At 69.6% G+C, this 15879-nt stretch carries 14 protein-coding genes and 1 pseudogene; 11 read left to right on the forward strand and 4 right to left on the reverse strand.

Annotated features, from left to right (window positions below):
* The first annotated feature begins 5 nt into the window (after positions 1-5).
* A complete protein-coding gene (locus TPAU_RS00890) occupies positions 6-1589 on the forward strand; it encodes an acyl-CoA carboxylase subunit beta (RefSeq protein ID WP_013124885.1) in 1584 nt (527 codons plus the stop codon).
* A gap of 2 nt (positions 1590-1591) precedes the next feature.
* Positions 1592-2941 carry an FAD-binding oxidoreductase gene (locus TPAU_RS00895; protein ID WP_013124886.1) on the forward strand — a complete coding sequence of 450 codons (1350 nt, stop codon included), beginning with the start codon at positions 1592-1594 and terminating at the stop codon, positions 2939-2941.
* 194 nt (positions 2942-3135) lie between these two features.
* Here TPAU_RS00895 and TPAU_RS00900 read toward each other — a convergent pair whose 3' ends face one another.
* On the reverse strand, positions 3136-3621 hold the full coding sequence (locus tag TPAU_RS00900) for a GAF domain-containing protein (RefSeq protein WP_013124887.1): 486 nt from the start codon (positions 3619-3621) through the stop codon (positions 3136-3138).
* Between the two features lie 362 nt (positions 3622-3983).
* Here TPAU_RS00900 and TPAU_RS00905 point away from each other — a divergent pair, with 362 nt between their 5' ends.
* The 3 genes from TPAU_RS00905 to TPAU_RS00915 all read left to right on the forward strand — a co-directional run bounded on the left by TPAU_RS00905 (position 3984) and on the right by TPAU_RS00915 (position 7296).
* Positions 3984-4967 (forward strand): alpha/beta hydrolase, encoded by a 984-nt coding sequence (locus TPAU_RS00905; protein WP_013124888.1) that lies wholly within the window; start codon positions 3984-3986, stop codon positions 4965-4967.
* Positions 4968-5279: 312 nt separating this feature from the next.
* Entirely contained in the window at positions 5280-6245 is a 966-nt protein-coding gene (locus tag TPAU_RS00910) for an alpha/beta hydrolase (RefSeq protein ID WP_013124889.1), read from the forward strand.
* Between the two features lie 160 nt (positions 6246-6405).
* The gene (locus TPAU_RS00915; protein WP_049825736.1) at positions 6406-7296 is read left to right on the forward strand and encodes an HpcH/HpaI aldolase/citrate lyase family protein; all 891 of its coding nucleotides are present in this window, start codon (positions 6406-6408) and stop codon (positions 7294-7296) included.
* Positions 7297-7371: 75 nt separating this feature from the next.
* On the opposite strand, the pseudogene TPAU_RS00920 reads toward TPAU_RS00915, so the two are convergent.
* Positions 7372-7741, reverse strand: a pseudogene (locus TPAU_RS00920) (VOC family protein).
* Between the two features lie 82 nt (positions 7742-7823).
* Positions 7824-9500 carry a phosphoenolpyruvate--protein phosphotransferase gene (ptsP, locus tag TPAU_RS00925; protein WP_013124892.1) on the reverse strand — a complete coding sequence of 559 codons (1677 nt, stop codon included), beginning with the start codon at positions 9498-9500 and terminating at the stop codon, positions 7824-7826.
* 102 nt (positions 9501-9602) lie between these two features.
* Here ptsP and TPAU_RS00930 point away from each other — a divergent pair, with 102 nt between their 5' ends.
* The 4 genes from TPAU_RS00930 (at position 9603) to TPAU_RS00945 (ending at position 13679) form a co-directional block, all read left to right on the forward strand.
* Complete coding sequence (locus TPAU_RS00930; RefSeq protein WP_013124893.1) at positions 9603-10373, forward strand: DeoR/GlpR family DNA-binding transcription regulator; 771 nt, start codon at positions 9603-9605, stop codon at positions 10371-10373.
* On the forward strand, positions 10370-11341 hold the full coding sequence (locus TPAU_RS00935; RefSeq protein WP_013124894.1) for a 1-phosphofructokinase family hexose kinase: 972 nt from the start codon (positions 10370-10372) through the stop codon (positions 11339-11341). Before TPAU_RS00930 ends, TPAU_RS00935 begins: the two co-directional genes overlap by 4 nt.
* Positions 11338-13359, forward strand: a complete 2022-nt coding sequence (locus TPAU_RS00940; protein WP_013124895.1) for a PTS fructose transporter subunit IIABC — start codon at positions 11338-11340, stop codon at positions 13357-13359. Before TPAU_RS00935 ends, TPAU_RS00940 begins: the two co-directional genes overlap by 4 nt.
* Positions 13360-13421: 62 nt before the next feature.
* On the forward strand, positions 13422-13679 hold the full coding sequence (locus TPAU_RS00945; protein ID WP_013124896.1) for an HPr family phosphocarrier protein: 258 nt from the start codon (positions 13422-13424) through the stop codon (positions 13677-13679).
* Between the two features lie 19 nt (positions 13680-13698).
* Here the strand turns inward: TPAU_RS00945 and TPAU_RS00950 are convergent, their stop codons facing one another.
* Positions 13699-14325 (reverse strand): hypothetical protein, encoded by a 627-nt coding sequence (locus tag TPAU_RS00950; protein ID WP_013124897.1) that lies wholly within the window; start codon positions 14323-14325, stop codon positions 13699-13701.
* 107 nt (positions 14326-14432) lie between these two features.
* Here TPAU_RS00950 and TPAU_RS00955 point away from each other — a divergent pair, with 107 nt between their 5' ends.
* Together TPAU_RS00955 and TPAU_RS00960 are read left to right on the forward strand one after the other, a co-directional pair.
* Positions 14433-15350: a D-isomer specific 2-hydroxyacid dehydrogenase family protein gene (locus tag TPAU_RS00955; RefSeq protein WP_013124898.1), complete on the forward strand. Its 918-nt coding sequence runs from the start codon at positions 14433-14435 to the stop codon at positions 15348-15350.
* Positions 15350-15868: a MarR family winged helix-turn-helix transcriptional regulator gene (locus tag TPAU_RS00960; RefSeq protein ID WP_013124899.1), complete on the forward strand. Its 519-nt coding sequence runs from the start codon at positions 15350-15352 to the stop codon at positions 15866-15868. Before TPAU_RS00955 ends, TPAU_RS00960 begins: the two co-directional genes overlap by 1 nt.
* The last annotated feature ends 11 nt before the right edge of the window (positions 15869-15879 follow it).

Here is a 15879-nt window from a genome sequence, read left to right on the forward strand (position 1 = left end):
ATAGGGTGGCAGACGTGACTGACGTAACGGAGCAGGTCGATACCCCTGACCTGCACACCACCGCCGGCAAGCTGGCTGACCTGCACCGCCGCCTGGAGGCCGCCTCGGACCCGGGCAGTGAACGGGCCAAGGCCCGCCGCGACGCCAAGGGCCTGCCCAGCGCCCGGCAGCGCATGCACATGCTGTTCGACGAGGGCACCTTCGTCGAGCTCGATCAGCTCGCGAAGTCGCCCGGCGACGACAAGATCAAGGACGGCGTGGTCATCGGCTACGGCCTGGTGAACGGCCGGAAGGTCGCGGCCTTCAGCCACGACCAGACCGTGGGCGCGGGCACCGTCGGCGAGATGTTCGGCCGGAAGATGGTCAAGCTCTACGACTTCGCCGCGACCGCGGGCCTGCCCGTGGTGGGTATCAACGATTCGGGCGGCGCCCGCATCCAGGACGCCGCCACGTCGATCGCCTGGTACGCCGAGCTCGGCCGGCACCAGGACGGCCTGTGCGGCCAGGTACCGCAGATCTCGATGATCCTCGGTACCTGCGTGGGCGGCGCCGTGTACGCGCCCGCCAACACCGATGTGCTGGTGGGCGTCGAGGACAACACGTACATGTTCGTCACCGGCCCCGAGGTGATCCGCCCGACCACCGGCGAGATGACCTCCGCCGAGGATCTGGGCGGCGCCGTCAAACAGGCCACCTGGGGCAACCTGCACCACGTGGCCAAGGACGAGCAGGCCGCCTTCGACTGGGTCAAGCGCTATCTCGGTTTCATGCCGGATTCGGTGCATCAGCGCCCGCCGCTGGTCAACCCGGGCATCGAGCCCGAGCTGACGGACACCGATCTGTCGCTGGAGTCGATCATCCCGGATGCCGACAACGCCGGGTACGACATCCACGACGTGATCCTGAGGGTCTTCGACGACGGTGACTTCCTGGAGTACGCCGAGCTGTGGGCGCCGAACATCGTGTGCGGTTTCGCCCGCTCGGACGGCCAATCGGTGGGTGTGGTCGCGAACCAGCCCATGCACATGGCCGGCACCCTGGATACTCAGGCGTCGGAGAAGGCCGCGCGCTTCGTGCGGCTGTGCAACTCCTTCAACATCCCGCTGGTGTTCCTGGTCGACGTGCCGGGCATCCTGCCGGGCGTCGAAGAGGAGAAGATCGGCACCATCCGCCGGTCGGGCAAGTTCATCTTCAGCTACGTCGAGGCGGCCGTTCCGAAGGTCACCATCATCCTGCGCAAGTCCTACGGTGGCGCGTGGGCCGTGATGGGCAGCAAGCAGTTGGGCGCCGACTTCGTCTTCGCGTGGCCGACGGCCCGTCTGGCCGTGATGGGTGCCGAGGGCGCCGCCGCGATCATCAAGCGGCGCGAGATTGAGGAGGCCGGCGAGAACGGCCCCGCGATCCGGCAGGCCTTCATCGACTTCTACAACCAGTTCATGGCCACGCCGTGGCTGGCGGCCGAGCGCGGTTACATCGACGGTGTGATCGAGCCCAGGGGCACCCGCCTGCTGATCCGCAAGTGCCTGCGCCAACTGCAGGACAAAGAACTGCAGCGCGTGCCGCGGCGCACCTACCTCATGCCCATGTGACCATGCCCTCGCTGGAGTCCTTTCCGCAGCTCACCGGGGCGGTCCTCACCGATCCGGATGTCACCGCGGCGTACGCGACCGATCACTGCTCGCCGGTGTTCGGCGCGGTACCGCTCGCCGTGGTGCTCGCGGAGACCACCGAGGACGTGGCCGCTGCGGCTCGCTGGTGTTATGCCAACGATGTGGTGATGGTGCCGCGCGGTGCGGGCAGTGGCCTGGCCGGCGGTGCCAGCGCGATCGAGGGCTGCGTGATCATCTCGCTGGCGAAGATGGATGCGATCCTCGAGATCAACGTGGCCGACCAGTACGCCCGTGCCGAGGCCGGTGTGATCAATGCGCACCTCGACGCGGCCGCACGCGAGGTGGGGCTGATGTACCCGCCGGACCCGTCGTCGTATGAGATCTGTTCGATCGGTGGCAACGTGGCCACCAACGCGGGTGGCCTGCGGTGCGTGAAGTACGGCGTCACTCGCGAGTACGTGCTGGGCCTGACGGTGGTGCTCCCGGACGGCCGGATCATCACGACCGGGCGGCGCACCGTGAAGGGGGTCACCGGTTACGACCTGACCCAATTACTGTGCGGCAGTGAGGGAACCCTCGGCATCGTCACCGAGGTCACCGTGAAGCTGCGACCCGCACCGCTGATCGCGCCCACCACCGTGGCCGCGTCCTTCCCGGATGTGGTGAGTGCGGCATCCGCGGTCGCCGCGGTGGTGGGCACCGGTGTGGTGCCCGCGCTGATGGAGCTGATGGACCGCGGCACCCTTGAATGCGTCGAGGCCATGCGGCCCTTCGGGCTGGAGGACGAGACCCGGGCGATGCTCATCGGGCAGGGGAGCACGCCCGAGGACGCCGCCGTACTCGCCCGCGAATTCGACGCCGCCGGAGCGCATTACGTGGTGGTCTCCGATGATCCCGCCGAGGCGGCCGAGCTGCTGTCGGTGCGCCGGGCCGCCTTCCACGCCTACGAGTACGCGGGCAACATGTTCTCCGAGGATGTGGGTGTGCCCCGGTCCAAGCTGCCCGAGATGTTCGCGCGGATCGAGGAGATCGCCGCCAAGTACCAGGTGGCGATCCCCACCTGCGCGCACGCGGGCGATGGCAACCTGCATCCCACGCTGATCTATTCGCGCGAGCTCACCGAGGTGCCGCAGGCGATCTGGGACGCCGCGGACGAGGTCTTCCAGGCGGCCCTCGACCTGGGGGGCACGCTCACCGGTGAGCACGGCGTGGGTGTCCTCAAGGCGCGGTGGGTCGGCGACGAGCTCTCCGACGATGTGCTGGAGCTCCATCGCGGCATCAAGGCCGTCTGGGACCCGAAGAACCTGCTCAACCCCGGCCGCGGCTTCTAACCGCTCGCCGCGTCCCCAGCCGCTCGCCGCGCGTCCCCAGCCGCTCGCCGCGCGTCCCCGGCCGCTCGCCGCGTCCCTAGCGGGATGGCATCTCCCTAGCCTCACGTGCACTCCCGCTGTCCATGGCGCGGGGGAATGCCCGTGGCGGTGGGGTATGGCGCGTCCCTCTAGGGAGGGAGGGGGCGACGGTGCCGCTACCGCAGCGAGTCCAGGTAGACCGCGGCGATGGCTTCGAGGCCGCGCTGATCATCGTCGGTGAAGCGGGCGGGCTTCTCGCTGTCGAGGTCGAAGACGCCGATCAGCTCGCCATCGCGCACCAGCGGTACGACCAGTTCGGAGTTGGTCGCGCCGTCGCAGGCGATGTGATCGGCGACGGCGTGCACATCGTCGACCCGCTGGGTGCGCCCGGTCCGTGCCGCTGCGCCGCACACACCACGATCGAGGGGGATCCGGATGCACGCCGGGAGGCCTTGGAACGGGCCGACGACGAGCTCGGTCCCGTCGAAGAAGTAGAAGCCCACCCAGTTGAGATCGGGCACCGTCGCCTTAACCAGTGCCGACAGGTTCGCGGCGTTCGCGACGCGATCGGGTTCGCCGTCGATGAGGGCGCTGGCGAAGCCGGCGAGCTCGGCGTAGCGCTCGGCAGGGGATCCGGACAGCTCGGGTACGGAGAACGACACGCTCACACGGTACGTGTCCAGCGGGCACCGCGGCACCGTCAGGACACCCCTGATTCTGGGCACAAGCTGAGAGAGTGACGCACTCTCCATCATGAAGATTCAGCAATAAAAACAGCCCCTGTCCAGCCCTGACCGGCGATGATGGACCAGTTTCAGGAGCCGGTGTAACGCTCGGGTCTCGAGGGTCGACTAAGAGTTTGTCAGGAACTGAGATCTGGCATACAGTGCCTGTCGAGCACTGATCTGCCGGGTGGCGCGCATCACGGGTACGACAACGTGATAGTGCGTCGGGTCGAGAGAACCGGCCCTCCCGACAGTGAAGACCGCCCACCCAGGGCGAACAACAAGGAAGAGAGTCTCGCATGCGTATGCGCAACGGCTGGGCCAAGCGGGCCACTGCCGCCGCGATCACCGTGGCTGCCATTCCGGCCCTCGCGGGCGGCATCGGTTCCATCGGCGCCGCGAACGCCTGGGGTCCGGGCAACGCCAAGAACCCGCCGAAGGGCTTCAAGCAGGCCTTCGTCAACGGCGCGGGCATGCCCAACGTGAAGGTCCGCTCCTGGGCGTCGACCACCACCGACCCCAAGAAGGCCCCCACCGTCGTTCTGCTCGACGGTCTGCGCGCCACCTGGGACGTCTCCGGCTGGGAGCGCGACTCCAACGTCGCCTTCCTGTCGCAGAAGGGCATCAACGTCGTCACCCCCGTCGGTGGCACCTCGAGCTGGTACGCCGACTGGCAGAACCCGTCGTCGACGAACCGTCAGCCCTACCGCTACACCTGGGCGTCGTTCCTCAAGACCAGCCTTCCCCAGTACATCCGCAGCCTCGGCTTCAGCGACAACGTCTCGCTGATCGGCCTGTCGATGTCGGGTAGCGCGGCCCTGATCAACACGATCGAGTCGAACGGCTACTACAAGCGCGCCGCCTCGCTCTCGGGCCTGGTGAACATCTCCGCGCCCGGTATCCCGATCGCGGTCGGCATCGCCTCGCTCGATTCGGGCGGCTACAACGCCGGGCTCGACATGTGGGGCGGCCCGCTGGACTCGCGTTGGGCCAAGAACGACCCGACCGTCCAGGTCGGCCGGTTCAAGAACATCCCGCTGTGGATCTCCGCGGGCAACGGTGTCTTCGGCAAGTACACGCCGAACCCGGGTCCGGCCGATGTGATCCAGGGTGTGCCGCTGGAGTGGCTGGCGCTGTCGCAGGCCCGCTCCTTCGAGGGCGCCACCAAGCGTGCCGGCCTCACCAAGACCCATTTCGATTTCCCGCCGGCCGGCACCCACACCTGGGGCTACTGGCAGGACCAGGTGTGGCAGATGCAGCGCACCGGCTGGTTCACCAAGTAAGACTTCCTCCGTCGGAGGGATCGATCATCGTGTACACACCGCGGCCCGGCTCCCCGAGCAGGGCCGCGGTGTCGTATTGTGATCTAGACGACCTTTCCTGAGAAGCAGGGAGGGTGTGTAACGCCAAGCCCTGTGAATCCGATGAGATTCAGGGATGGTGTCACCCGTGATACGCGTGTGAAACATGTGACATGTGTGACGAGTGATGTTAGAGTGAAAGCTGTGACGAGTCTTGGTCGCTTGCGACCGCCGTCCGGTCCACAAGCGAACAGTGCGCGGACGCGCGTGAACGAGAAACGAGAGAGGTCAGCTATGCGAGCAGCCTGGGGTAAGCGAGCAGGTGCGGCGGCCGTCACGGTCGCAATGGTGCCGGCCCTCGCCGGTATGGGCGCTGGTGTCGCCGGGGCGTGGGGTCCCGGTAGCGCCAAGAACCCGCCGAAGGGCTTCAAGTCCGAGCGAGTCAACGGCGCGGGCATGCCCGACGTCCTGGTCCGTTCGTGGGCTTCCACCACCACCGATCCGGCCAAGGCTCCGACCGTGGTCCTCCTGGACGGCCTGCGCGCCACGCAGGACGTCTCCGGCTGGGAGCGCGATTCCAACGCCGCCTTCCTGTCCGAGAAGGGCGTGAACGTGGTGATGCCGGTCGGCGGCACCGCGAGCTTCTACACCAACTGGGCGAACACGTCGCGCCACGGCAACGGCACCTACAAGGCCACCTGGGGCAACTTCCTGGCCACCAGCCTGCCGGCCTACATCAAGTCGCGCGGCTTCTCCGACAACCTGTCGCTGGTCGGCATCTCGATGGGTGGCGGCGCCGCCCTCATCAACGCCGCCAACAACCCGGGCGTCTACAAGCGTGCCGCGGCTCTGTCGGGCTTCCTGAACACCTCGGCCCCCGGCATGCCGGTCGCCGTGGGTGTCGCCATGCTCGATGCCGGCGGCTACAACGTCCTCGACATGTGGGGCGGCCCGCTCGACGCCAACTGGGCGAAGAACGACCCGACCGTTCAGGCCGCGCGCCTGAAGGGCATCCCGGTCTGGATCACCGCTTCGACCGGTGAGCCGGGCAAGTACACCCCGAACCCGTCGCCCGCCGACATCGTTCAGGGCGTGCCGCTGGAGATCCTGGCCAAGTCGCAGTCGGAGGCCTTCAAGGCGGCCGCCGATAAGGCCGGCGTCAAGGGTCACTACGACTTCTCGGCCGTGGGCACCCACACCTGGGGCTACTGGAGCGACCAGGTCTGGCAGATGCAGCGCACCGGCTGGTTCAACAGCTGATTCTGCGCTGATCCACCGATCGCAACGAAGGCCCCGGGCACCCGCCCGGGGCCTTCGGGCGTATCGGTACTGTGTCTGACGAGCCCACACGAGAGAGTCGAGGTTGTAGTCCCATGACCCCGCCGGCCCCGCCGAACCCACGCCCGAGGCCGACGAGCCGATCGGCTTCCGTATCGACCCCGTTCTGGCCCGCAGCTGGCTGCTGGTGAACGCGGCACAGCCCGAGCGGTTCGACGCCGCGGCGCGCTCGCGCACCGACATCGTGGTCCTCGATATCGAGGACGCGGTGGCGCCGAAGGACAAGGTGGCGGCCCGCACCAACGTGGTCGACTGGCTGAACTCCGAGAACGACGGTGTGCCGAACAGCGGTTGGGTCCGGGTCAACGGCTTCGGTACGCAGTGGTGGGCCGACGATCTCGAGGCGTTGCGCGGTGCCCAACACCTCGGCGGCATCATGCTCGCCATGGTCGAGTCGATGGATCACGTGACCGAGACCGCCAAGCGGCTACCGGACACGCTCATCGTGGCCCTGGTCGAGACCGCCCGTGGCTTGGAGCGGATCAGCGAGATCGCCTCCGCTAAAGGAACTTTCCGGCTCGCATTCGGTATCGGTGACTTCCGTCGCGACACCGGTTTCGGTGGTGATCCGACGACCCTGGCGTACGCCCGCTCGCGCTTCACCATCGCCGCCAAGGCGGCGCATCTTCCGGGCGCCATCGATGGCCCCACGGTGGGATCGAAGGGGCTGCTGCTCAGCGAGGCCACAGCGGTGTCCGCCGAGTTCGGTATGACCGGCAAGATCTGTCTCACCCCGGACCAGTGCCACCCGGTGAACGAGGGCCTGAGTCCATCGCCCGAGGACATCCGCTGGTCCCGTGAGTTCTTCGCGGAGTTCGACCGGGACGGCGGCGAGATCCGCAACGGCTCCGACCTGCCGCGTATCGCACGCGCCACCAAGATCCTCGACCTGGCGCGCGCCTACGGCATCGAAGTGTCCGACGGGCTCGAAGGCGAGCACGCCCCGGCACCGTCGGATACCTTCCACTACTGACCGACCAGGCCCGGCGAGGGGCCTCGATGTCAGTGCGGCCGATTCCGGGTGGCTACGCAGCAGTCTCGCGGGCGCTCACCCGGCGCCGTGGAAGACCCGCCTCGACATTGTTGCCGTCGGCATCTCGGACGAAGGCGCCGTAGTACCCGGGGTGGTACTCGGGCCACAGCCGCGGCGCGTGCAGTGACTGCGCCCCCAGCTCCAGCGCGATCCGGTGGAATTCGTCCACGGTGGCGGCATCCGGTGCGGCGAAGGCGATGTGCGCCTCCCGATTCGACGTGCCCGCCGCGGCGCCCGAGATCCAGAACACCGGTTGCTCGGTGCCGTACCCCACGGCCACGTCGAAGTCCATGAGCCGGCGTGCGCCCACTGTCGCGAGCACGCCGTCGTAGAACCGCTTCGCGGCGTCGAGGTCAGCGCAGTTGATGCCGAAATGGTCGATCATCGGTCGTCCCGTCGTCGTCGGGGAACCCGCTGCACCCCGTCGGTGATGGGTCTACCACCGCCCGCCGACAACCGGCGCGGAATCAGCTCAGCGCGCGGCGGGCCGCGTCCCGCGCCGCCTGCGGATCGGCGGAGGCGACGGCGGCCTCGGCGGCCCACCTGCACTGTTGCAGGGTCACTCCGCCGAGCCGGGCTCCCACCGCGGCGGCCGCGCCGGCGGCGCAGGACAGCGAGGTCACACCGAGCCCGACCAGGACGCAGGCGAGTAGCGGATCGGCGGCGGCCTCGCCGCACACTCCGACGGGCTTTCCGGCGCCCGCACCGGCGTCGGCCGTCAGCCGGATCAACCGGAGCACGGCGGGCTGCCAGGGATCGGTGAGCGCGGCGAGTTCGGAGCTCATCCGATCGGCGGCCATCGCGTACTGGGTGAGGTCGTTGGTGCCCACCGAGACGAAGTCCACCTCGGCGAGCACGGCTTCGGCGCACAGGGCGGCGGCGGGCACCTCGATCATCACGCCCGGCGTGAGGCCGCGAGCACGGCACTGTGCCGCGAAGGATCGCGCCTCGGCGGCGGTCGCGATCATGGGCGCCATCACCCACGGCGCCTCTGCGGCCCCGGTGGCGGCCGCCGCGATCGCATCGAGCTGGCGTTCCAGGAGGCCGGGATCGGTTGCGGCGATGCGGATCCCGCGGATACCGAGCGCGGGGTTGTCCTCGTGCCCGTGGTCGATGAACTTCAGGGGCTTATCGGATCCGGCATCGAGGGTCCGGATCACCACCTTGCCGGCGGGAAAGGCGTCGATCACCTCGCGGTACAGCGCTTGCTGCTCATCGACCGAAGGCTCGTCGGCCCGGTTCAGGAAGGCGAGCTCGGTGCGGAACAGACCGACACCCTCCACCTGACGCTCGGCGGCGGTTCGCGCGCTGGGTCCGTCCTGAACGTTCGCCAGGATCGCGACAGCGGTCCCGTCGGACGTGCGACCGGGGCCGCGCCACCGCGCGACGTCCTCGGCCATCCGCATGGCCTCCGCGACCCGGGCCCTCGCCCCGTCGGCCGGCGGGGCGACGGTGACGGTGCCCTCGGCGCCATCCAGTAGTACCAGGGTCCCGGCCTCGACGGTGCCCGCCTCGGCCAGTCCGACGATGCAGGGAATCCCCAACTGCCGGGCGATGATCGCGGTGTGGCTGGTGGGTCCGCCGAGCCGGGTGCCGATGCCCACGACCAGCGCGGGGTCCAGCCCCGCAGTGTCGGCGGGCGCCAGGTCGTCGGCGAGCAGAACAGACGGTGCCGTCGGCGTCGGCACGCCGGGTTCGGGGCGGCCCAGGAGTTCGGCGAGCACCCGGTCGCGGACGTCGCGCAGGTCCGTCACGCGCTCAGCCATCAGGCCGCCGATCGTGGTGAACATATCCGCGAACTGTTCGGTCGCCGCCGCCACGGCGCCCTCCGCCGGCGAGCCGGAGCGGATGAGCTTTTCCGCGGCACTCAGCCACGCCTTGTCGGAGGCGAGCCCGGCGGTCGCGGCGAGGACCTCGGACGCGGCTCCGGTGGCCTGGGAGGCGCGCTCGCGCAGTCGCCCCGCCACCGTGCGCGCCGCGGAGGAGAGGCGCACGGCTTCCGCATCGCGCTCGGTCTCGGGGAGCTCGCCGCCGACGGCGGGGAGCTCCGGCCGTTCTCCGGGCCACATCACGGGGGCATAGGCCACGCCGGGCACCACGGCGGTGCCCGCGAGGACGGTGACGGTCGACTGCTGCGAACTCATGTGACCCAGATTACGAAATCTGCTTGACTTGTCAACACAAACAGGCGTAAAAACAGAAAAATCAAATGCAAAACCACATAGACAAATCGGTTCGGAGGGGCGATGTACGCGGAGGAACGGCAGCGCGCGATCAGTGATCTGGTCGCAGCCCGCGGGCGTGCCTCGGTCACCGAACTGGCCGAGCGCTACGACGTCACACCGGAGACGGTGCGCCGCGACCTCGACGCATTGGAGCGGCTCGGTGGAGTGCGCCGGGTGCACGGCGGTGTGGTCGCCGCGGGTGTACTCGCCGGGGCCGAATCCGGCGTGGGGGAACGCGAGGTGCTCAGTGCCGAGGCCAAGCGCGCCATCGGCGAGGCGGCCCGCGCCTTCCTGCCGCCAGCTGGCGGGTCGGTGCTGTTCGACGCAGGCACCACCACCATCGCCGCCGCCCGCGAGATCCCCGCCGGTCACCGGCTCGCCGCGGTCACCAATTCGCTCGCCGTCGCGACGACGCTCGCGGGACGCGACGGGGTCGAGCTGCGCATGCTCGGCGGCCGGATCCGCGGCCTCACTCAGGCTGCCGTCGGCGCCGGCACCGTCGCCGAGATCGCCGGCCTGCACGCCGATGTCGCCTTCCTCGGCACCAACGGCCTCAGTGCGCGGCGCGGCCTCTCGACCCCGGATGCCGAGGAGGCCGCGGTGAAGTCGGCCCTGCTCAATGCCGCCGATGTGGTGGTGCTGCTCGCCGATGCCAGCAAGTTCGACCACGAGAGCCTGGTCTCGGTCGGAGCCCTGGACCGGATCGATGCGCTCGTGACCGACGTCGCTCCCGTCGGTGAACTCGGAGCCGCACTCGCCGAGCACGATGTCACGGTGGTGGTCGCCCCGTGATCGTCACCGTGACCGCCAACCCCAGTCTCGATCGGCTCATCGCGCTCGGCGCACCTCTGCGACGCGGTGCCGTGCACCGCGCCGAGGCCACCGTCGCGGACCCTGGTGGCAAGGGCGTCAACGTCTCTCGTGCGGTGCATGTCGCCGGTGAGCCCACTGTCGCCGTGCTGCCGGCCGATGCCGGCGACCCGCTCCTGCTCGCACTCGGACGCCTGGGCGTACCGGCCCGCGCCGTTCCGTCGGGGTGCGAGATACGCAGCAACATCACCATCGCCGAACCCGACGGCACCACGACCAAACTCAACTCCCCGGGCGCTGAACTCGGCCCGGCGGTGGCCCGCGCTCTGGAGGACGCGATCGTCGCCGCCGCCGACGGTGCAGCCTGGGTGGCGCTCTGTGGTTCGCTCCCACCCGGGCTGCCCGACGACTGGTACGCACGGATCGTGGAGCGTCTGGCCGGCGGCCCGCGGATCGCCGTCGACACCTCGGGGCCGGCGCTCGCGGCCGTCGCCGATGCCGGCGTGGACCTACTCAAGCCCAATGCCGAGGAACTGGCCGAGCTGGTGGGTGTCGGCGATCAGGATTTCGAACATCGGGTCGCGGCAGGCGATCTCGAAGCAGCGCGAGTGGCCGCCGAAGAGCTGCACCGCAGGTCGGGCGCCGCAGTCCTGGCGACCCTCGGCGCCGCCGGGGCCCTATTGGTGGACGGCGGCACCTGGTTCGCGACCCCACCGCCGACCACCGTGCGGAGCACCGTGGGCGCCGGCGACAGCGCGCTGGCCGGCTACCTACTCGGTCACACCGCAGGCGAGCCCGCTCCCGCACGCCTGCGGCTGGCCGTGGCCTACGGATCGGCTGCCGCCGCACTTCCCGGTACCCGCGCACCCCGCCCCGACCAACTCGCCACCGCCGACGTGCGGCTGCGCCCGCTCGAGACCGCCTCGCCAGAAGAACCGGAGACATCATGACCGAACCGATCATCACGCCCGAACTGGTGGCGCTCGATATCGCGGCCGGAACCGAGAAGTCGGAGGTGATCGGCTATCTCGCGCACCGCATCGCCGAGGCCGGCCGTGCCCACGCGGTCGATGCGCTGATCGAGGCGGCCCTGGCCCGTGAGGGCCAGTCCGCCACCGGACTGCCCGGCGGCATCGCGATCCCGCACTGCCGTACCGCGTCCGTGACCGCAGCGAGCCTGGCCTTCGCTCGGCTCGATCCGCGGGTCGACTTCGGTGCGCCCGACGGTCCGGCCGATCTGGTGTTCCTCATCGCAGCGAGGGAATCCGGTGGCTCCCAGCACATGAAACTGCTCAGCGCCCTGGCCCGCGCGCTGGTGCGCCCCGAGTTCGTGGCCTCCCTCCGCACCGCGAGTACGCCCGAGGAGGTGGTCGCGCTCGTCGACGAGGTGATCACACCCGCATCGCCCGCGCCGAAGCCCGCTCCCGCCGATCCTCCTGCCGCTCCTCCCGCCAAGAGGCCTGCGGTGATCGCGATCACCGCGTGTCCCACCGGGATCGCACACACCTACATGGCCGCCGATGCCCTGAAACTCGCCGCCGAGCGCGCCGGCGTCGACCTGACCGTCGAGACGCAGGGCTCCTCCGGATCCAGCCCGCTCTCGGCGCAGACCATCGCCGAGGCCGGCGCCGTCATCTTCGCCACGGATGTGGGCGTCAAGGGACGCGAGCGGTTCGCGGGCAAACCCGTCGTCACTTCGGGTGTCAAGCGCGGCATCAACGAACCCGATGCGATGATCGCGGAAGCGGTGGCCGCCGCGTCGGATCCGCGGGCCGCCATCGTCGACGGCGATGCAGCCACGACCGCGGAATCGGCACCCGCACACGCGGGCCTCGGCGGAGAGCTCAAGCGCGCCTTGCTCACCGGCGTCAGCTATATGATCCCGTTCGTCGCTGCCGGAGGCCTGCTGATGGCCCTGGGCTTCCTCATGGCGGGCTACGAGATCGGTAGCGAACACGGATCCGACGGTGTGTCCAACGGCGCCTACTTCGCGCTCCACAATTCGCTGTGGAACCTGCCCGACGGCGGAATGCTGCAGTATCTCGGCGGCGTGAGCTTCGCGATCGGTCAGGCCGCGATGACGCTGATGGTCCCGGTGCTCGCCGGTTACATCGCCTATGCGATCGCCGACCGTCCCGGTCTGGCACCGGGATTCGTCGCGGGCGTGCTCGCCGGCACCGTGGGCGCCGGTTTCATCGGCGGTGTGGTCGGCGGCCTGCTCGCCGGTGTGGTCGCGCTCTGGCTCAGCCGGATCCCGTTGCCGCAATGGGCCCGCGGCCTGCAGCCGGTGGTGATCATCCCGCTCCTCGGCACACTGATCACGGGCGGCCTGATGTACATGGTGCTGGCCGGCCCGTTGCGTTGGGTGAACGAATCGATGACCAGCGCCCTCAACGGCATGAGCGGCAGCAGCAAGATCGCGCTCGGCGCGGTCCTCGGCCTGATGATGTGCTTCGACCTGGGCGGACCGGTGAACAAGGCCGCGTACGCCTTCGGCGTCGCCGGAATCGGTCTCAGCACGGCGGGGGTGCCGCAGTGGGAGATCATGGCCGCGGTGATGGCCGCGGGTATGGTGCCGCCGCTCGCGTTGGCGCTGGCCACCTTCGTGCGCCCGGGGCTGTTCACCGAGCCCGAGCGCGAGAACGGCAAGGCGGCCTTGCCGCTCGGCCTGTGTTTCATCTCCGAGGGCGCCATCCCGTTCGCCGCGGCCGACCCGCTCCGAGTGATCCCGACCATGATGCTCGGTGGTGCCGTGACCGGTGGGCTGTCGATGGCCCTCAGCGCGCAGCTGCGCGCCCCGCACGGCGGCGTCTTCGTGATGTTCGCGACCAACGGCACGTGGTGGAAGTTCCTCGTCGCGCTCGCGGTCGGCGTGATCGTCAGCGCTGCCGCCGTCGTGACCGCCAAGGCGGTGTGGCGTCGCGACGCTCCGGTCGAATCGCCGCAGCCCGCAGCCGTCGCCGCGTAATACTGGACCCGCATCCGGTGGCGACCCGCCGCCGGCCATCACCCACCCACGAGGAGATCCCCATGCCCAGCACCACCGTCACCGTCGGATCGGCCGTCGGCCTGCACGCGCGACCGGCCGCGGTGATCGCGAATGCGGTCAACGAGTCCGGGCACGATGTGACCCTGTCCGTGGCGGGCGGCGATCCGGTGGACGCCGGCTCGGCACTGATGATCATGACGCTCGGCGCGGAGCAAGGGGTCGAGGTCACCGTCGAATCGGGCGATCAGGCCACGGTGGACGCGATCGCCGCATTGGTGGCCCAGGACCTCGACGCGTAGCCCTTTCCGGCTGCCGGGGTCAGGATGCGGGTGCGATGCAGTAGCTCACCGGCTGCGGCGCCGGGTAGTTCAGCGCGGCCGTTCCGCGGCAGTTGAGCGGGCCGCCGGAGGCGCGTTCGGTCACGCGCACCACGTTCGCGGGTGCGGCGCCGCCGAGTCCGGTCGGGCAGGTCACGGGGCGGATGTCCGTAGTGGCGGATTGATCCGGGCGCACCTGGTAGCAATTGCCGAGTGTCATGTTCGGCACCACGCACAGGGTGGCGCCCTCGGATTCGACCCGGGCGTAACTGCCGAGGCTGCACGCGGTCTTCGCGGCCACCTTCTCGGCGACGGAGAAGGTCATGCCGGTTGCGTCGCAGCCTGCGCGGTCGGCCTTGCCGTCGGAGACGGTGACGCAGTCGCCCACCTCCACGGCGCTGACGTTCGAGATCGCGGGGCCGGCCGGCTTGACGCCGAGCAGCAGCACGGCGGCGCCCACGATGACGACGGCGATGAGTCCCGAGTAGACGACGGAGGTTAGCACTCGCCAGCCGGTGGTGGGTCGCACCTCGTCGATGCCGCCGCGCAGCCGGCCCATCGCCGCGTCGCAGCGCCGGCGGAGCGCCGCGAGGCGGGGCTGCGCGTGCTCGAAGATCTGGGTGGACATAGTCTCAATCTTAACTTGAGACTCACCAGTTAACACAAGTCTCATCTTTCACAGCGTTTCGGCGTGGTCCGGCGCTGTGCCGTACCTGCGCTGACTAGGCTTTGCTCATGCCACAGGACGGACCCGTCATCGCCGTAGGCCCCACCCCGGATCCGGAGTTCGATGCCGCCATCACCCGCGGTGGCGGTGTCCCGGGACCGCTCGCCGGTGCCGAGGGCCTGGTGTGGATCGATTCCACGACGGTCCCCACCGACATCCCGGATTCGGTGCGCTGGGTGCAACTGCCCTTCGCCGGGATCGAGAACTTCGTGGGGTCGGGACTGCTGGAGCACTACCCCGGCATCACCTTCTCCTCGGCTGCCGGCGCCTACAGCACCACCGTCGCCGAACACGCGCTCTCTCTGCTGCTCGCGGGCGTCCGTGGTCTGTGGCACCGGGAAAGCGAGTGGGATGCGAAGGGCGCCGCCCCGCGCGTCGGCCTGCTCGGCGGCTCCACCGTGGCCATCGTCGGCGCCGGCGGCATCGGCCGCGACCTGGCGCCGCAGTTGCGCGCCCTCGGTGTCAGCGTGATCGCCGTGAACCGTTCCGGGAGCGATGTGACCGGCGCCGTGGTGGTCACCGCTGACAAGCTCGACGAGGTGTGGTCGCAGGTCGACCACGTGGTGTTGGCGGCTCCCGCCACCGCCGAGACCAGGTCGCTGGTCGACGCCTCGGTGCTGGCCCAGCTCAAGCCGCACTCCTGGGTGATCAACGTGGCCCGTGGCGCGCTGATCGACACCGATGCCCTGGTCGATGCGTTGCGCCGGGGCGCGATCGGTGGCGTGGGTCTCGACGTGACCGATCCGGAGCCGTTGCCCGGCGACCACCCGCTCTGGTCGATCCCCAATGCGATCATCACGCCGCACGTGGCGAATCCGCCGCAGCACCTGCGGCCCGCCCTGCTCGACCGGGTGGAGATCAACGTGCGCCGGGTCGCCAACGGCCTGCAGCCGCTCGCGGTGGTCGATCGCGCCAAGGGCTACTGATGCCCGGCGCCGACGGTGCCACGCCCGGCCCCGCCACACGCGACGACATCGACCTCATCATCCGCGGCATGGTCGGCTTCGCCAAGCGCATCCGCAGCGAGGCGCGGTTTCTGCACTCCGAGGTCTCCTACGTCGACTTCACCCTGCTCTTCGTGCTCAACGAGACTCCCGGCCTTCGTGCCGTCGACCTCGCAGAGGCCGTATCCATCGACAAGTCCACCGCGAGCCGCCAGCTCGCCAGCCTGGAACGGCGCGGTCTGATCCGGCGCGACTCCGTTCCCAGCAGCCCGCGCTCGCGGTCGCTGCGGCTCACCGAGCGGGCGGAATCGGTGTTGGCCGACACCGACCGGGAATGGCGCCGTCGGATCGAGGAGCGGACCGCGGACTGGCCAGCCGAAGACGTGCGCGCGTTCGCCACCCTCATCGACCGCTACATGGACACCGAGCTCCCGGGAGATGCAGCGGAGCCGGGACTTTCGGGCCGCAGTGACGCGGGTCACCAACCTACTGGGCAGTAAGTTCATGCGTG

It is taken from the genome of Tsukamurella paurometabola DSM 20162, from assembly GCF_000092225.1.
Classification (GTDB): domain Bacteria; phylum Actinomycetota; class Actinomycetes; order Mycobacteriales; family Mycobacteriaceae; genus Tsukamurella; species Tsukamurella paurometabola.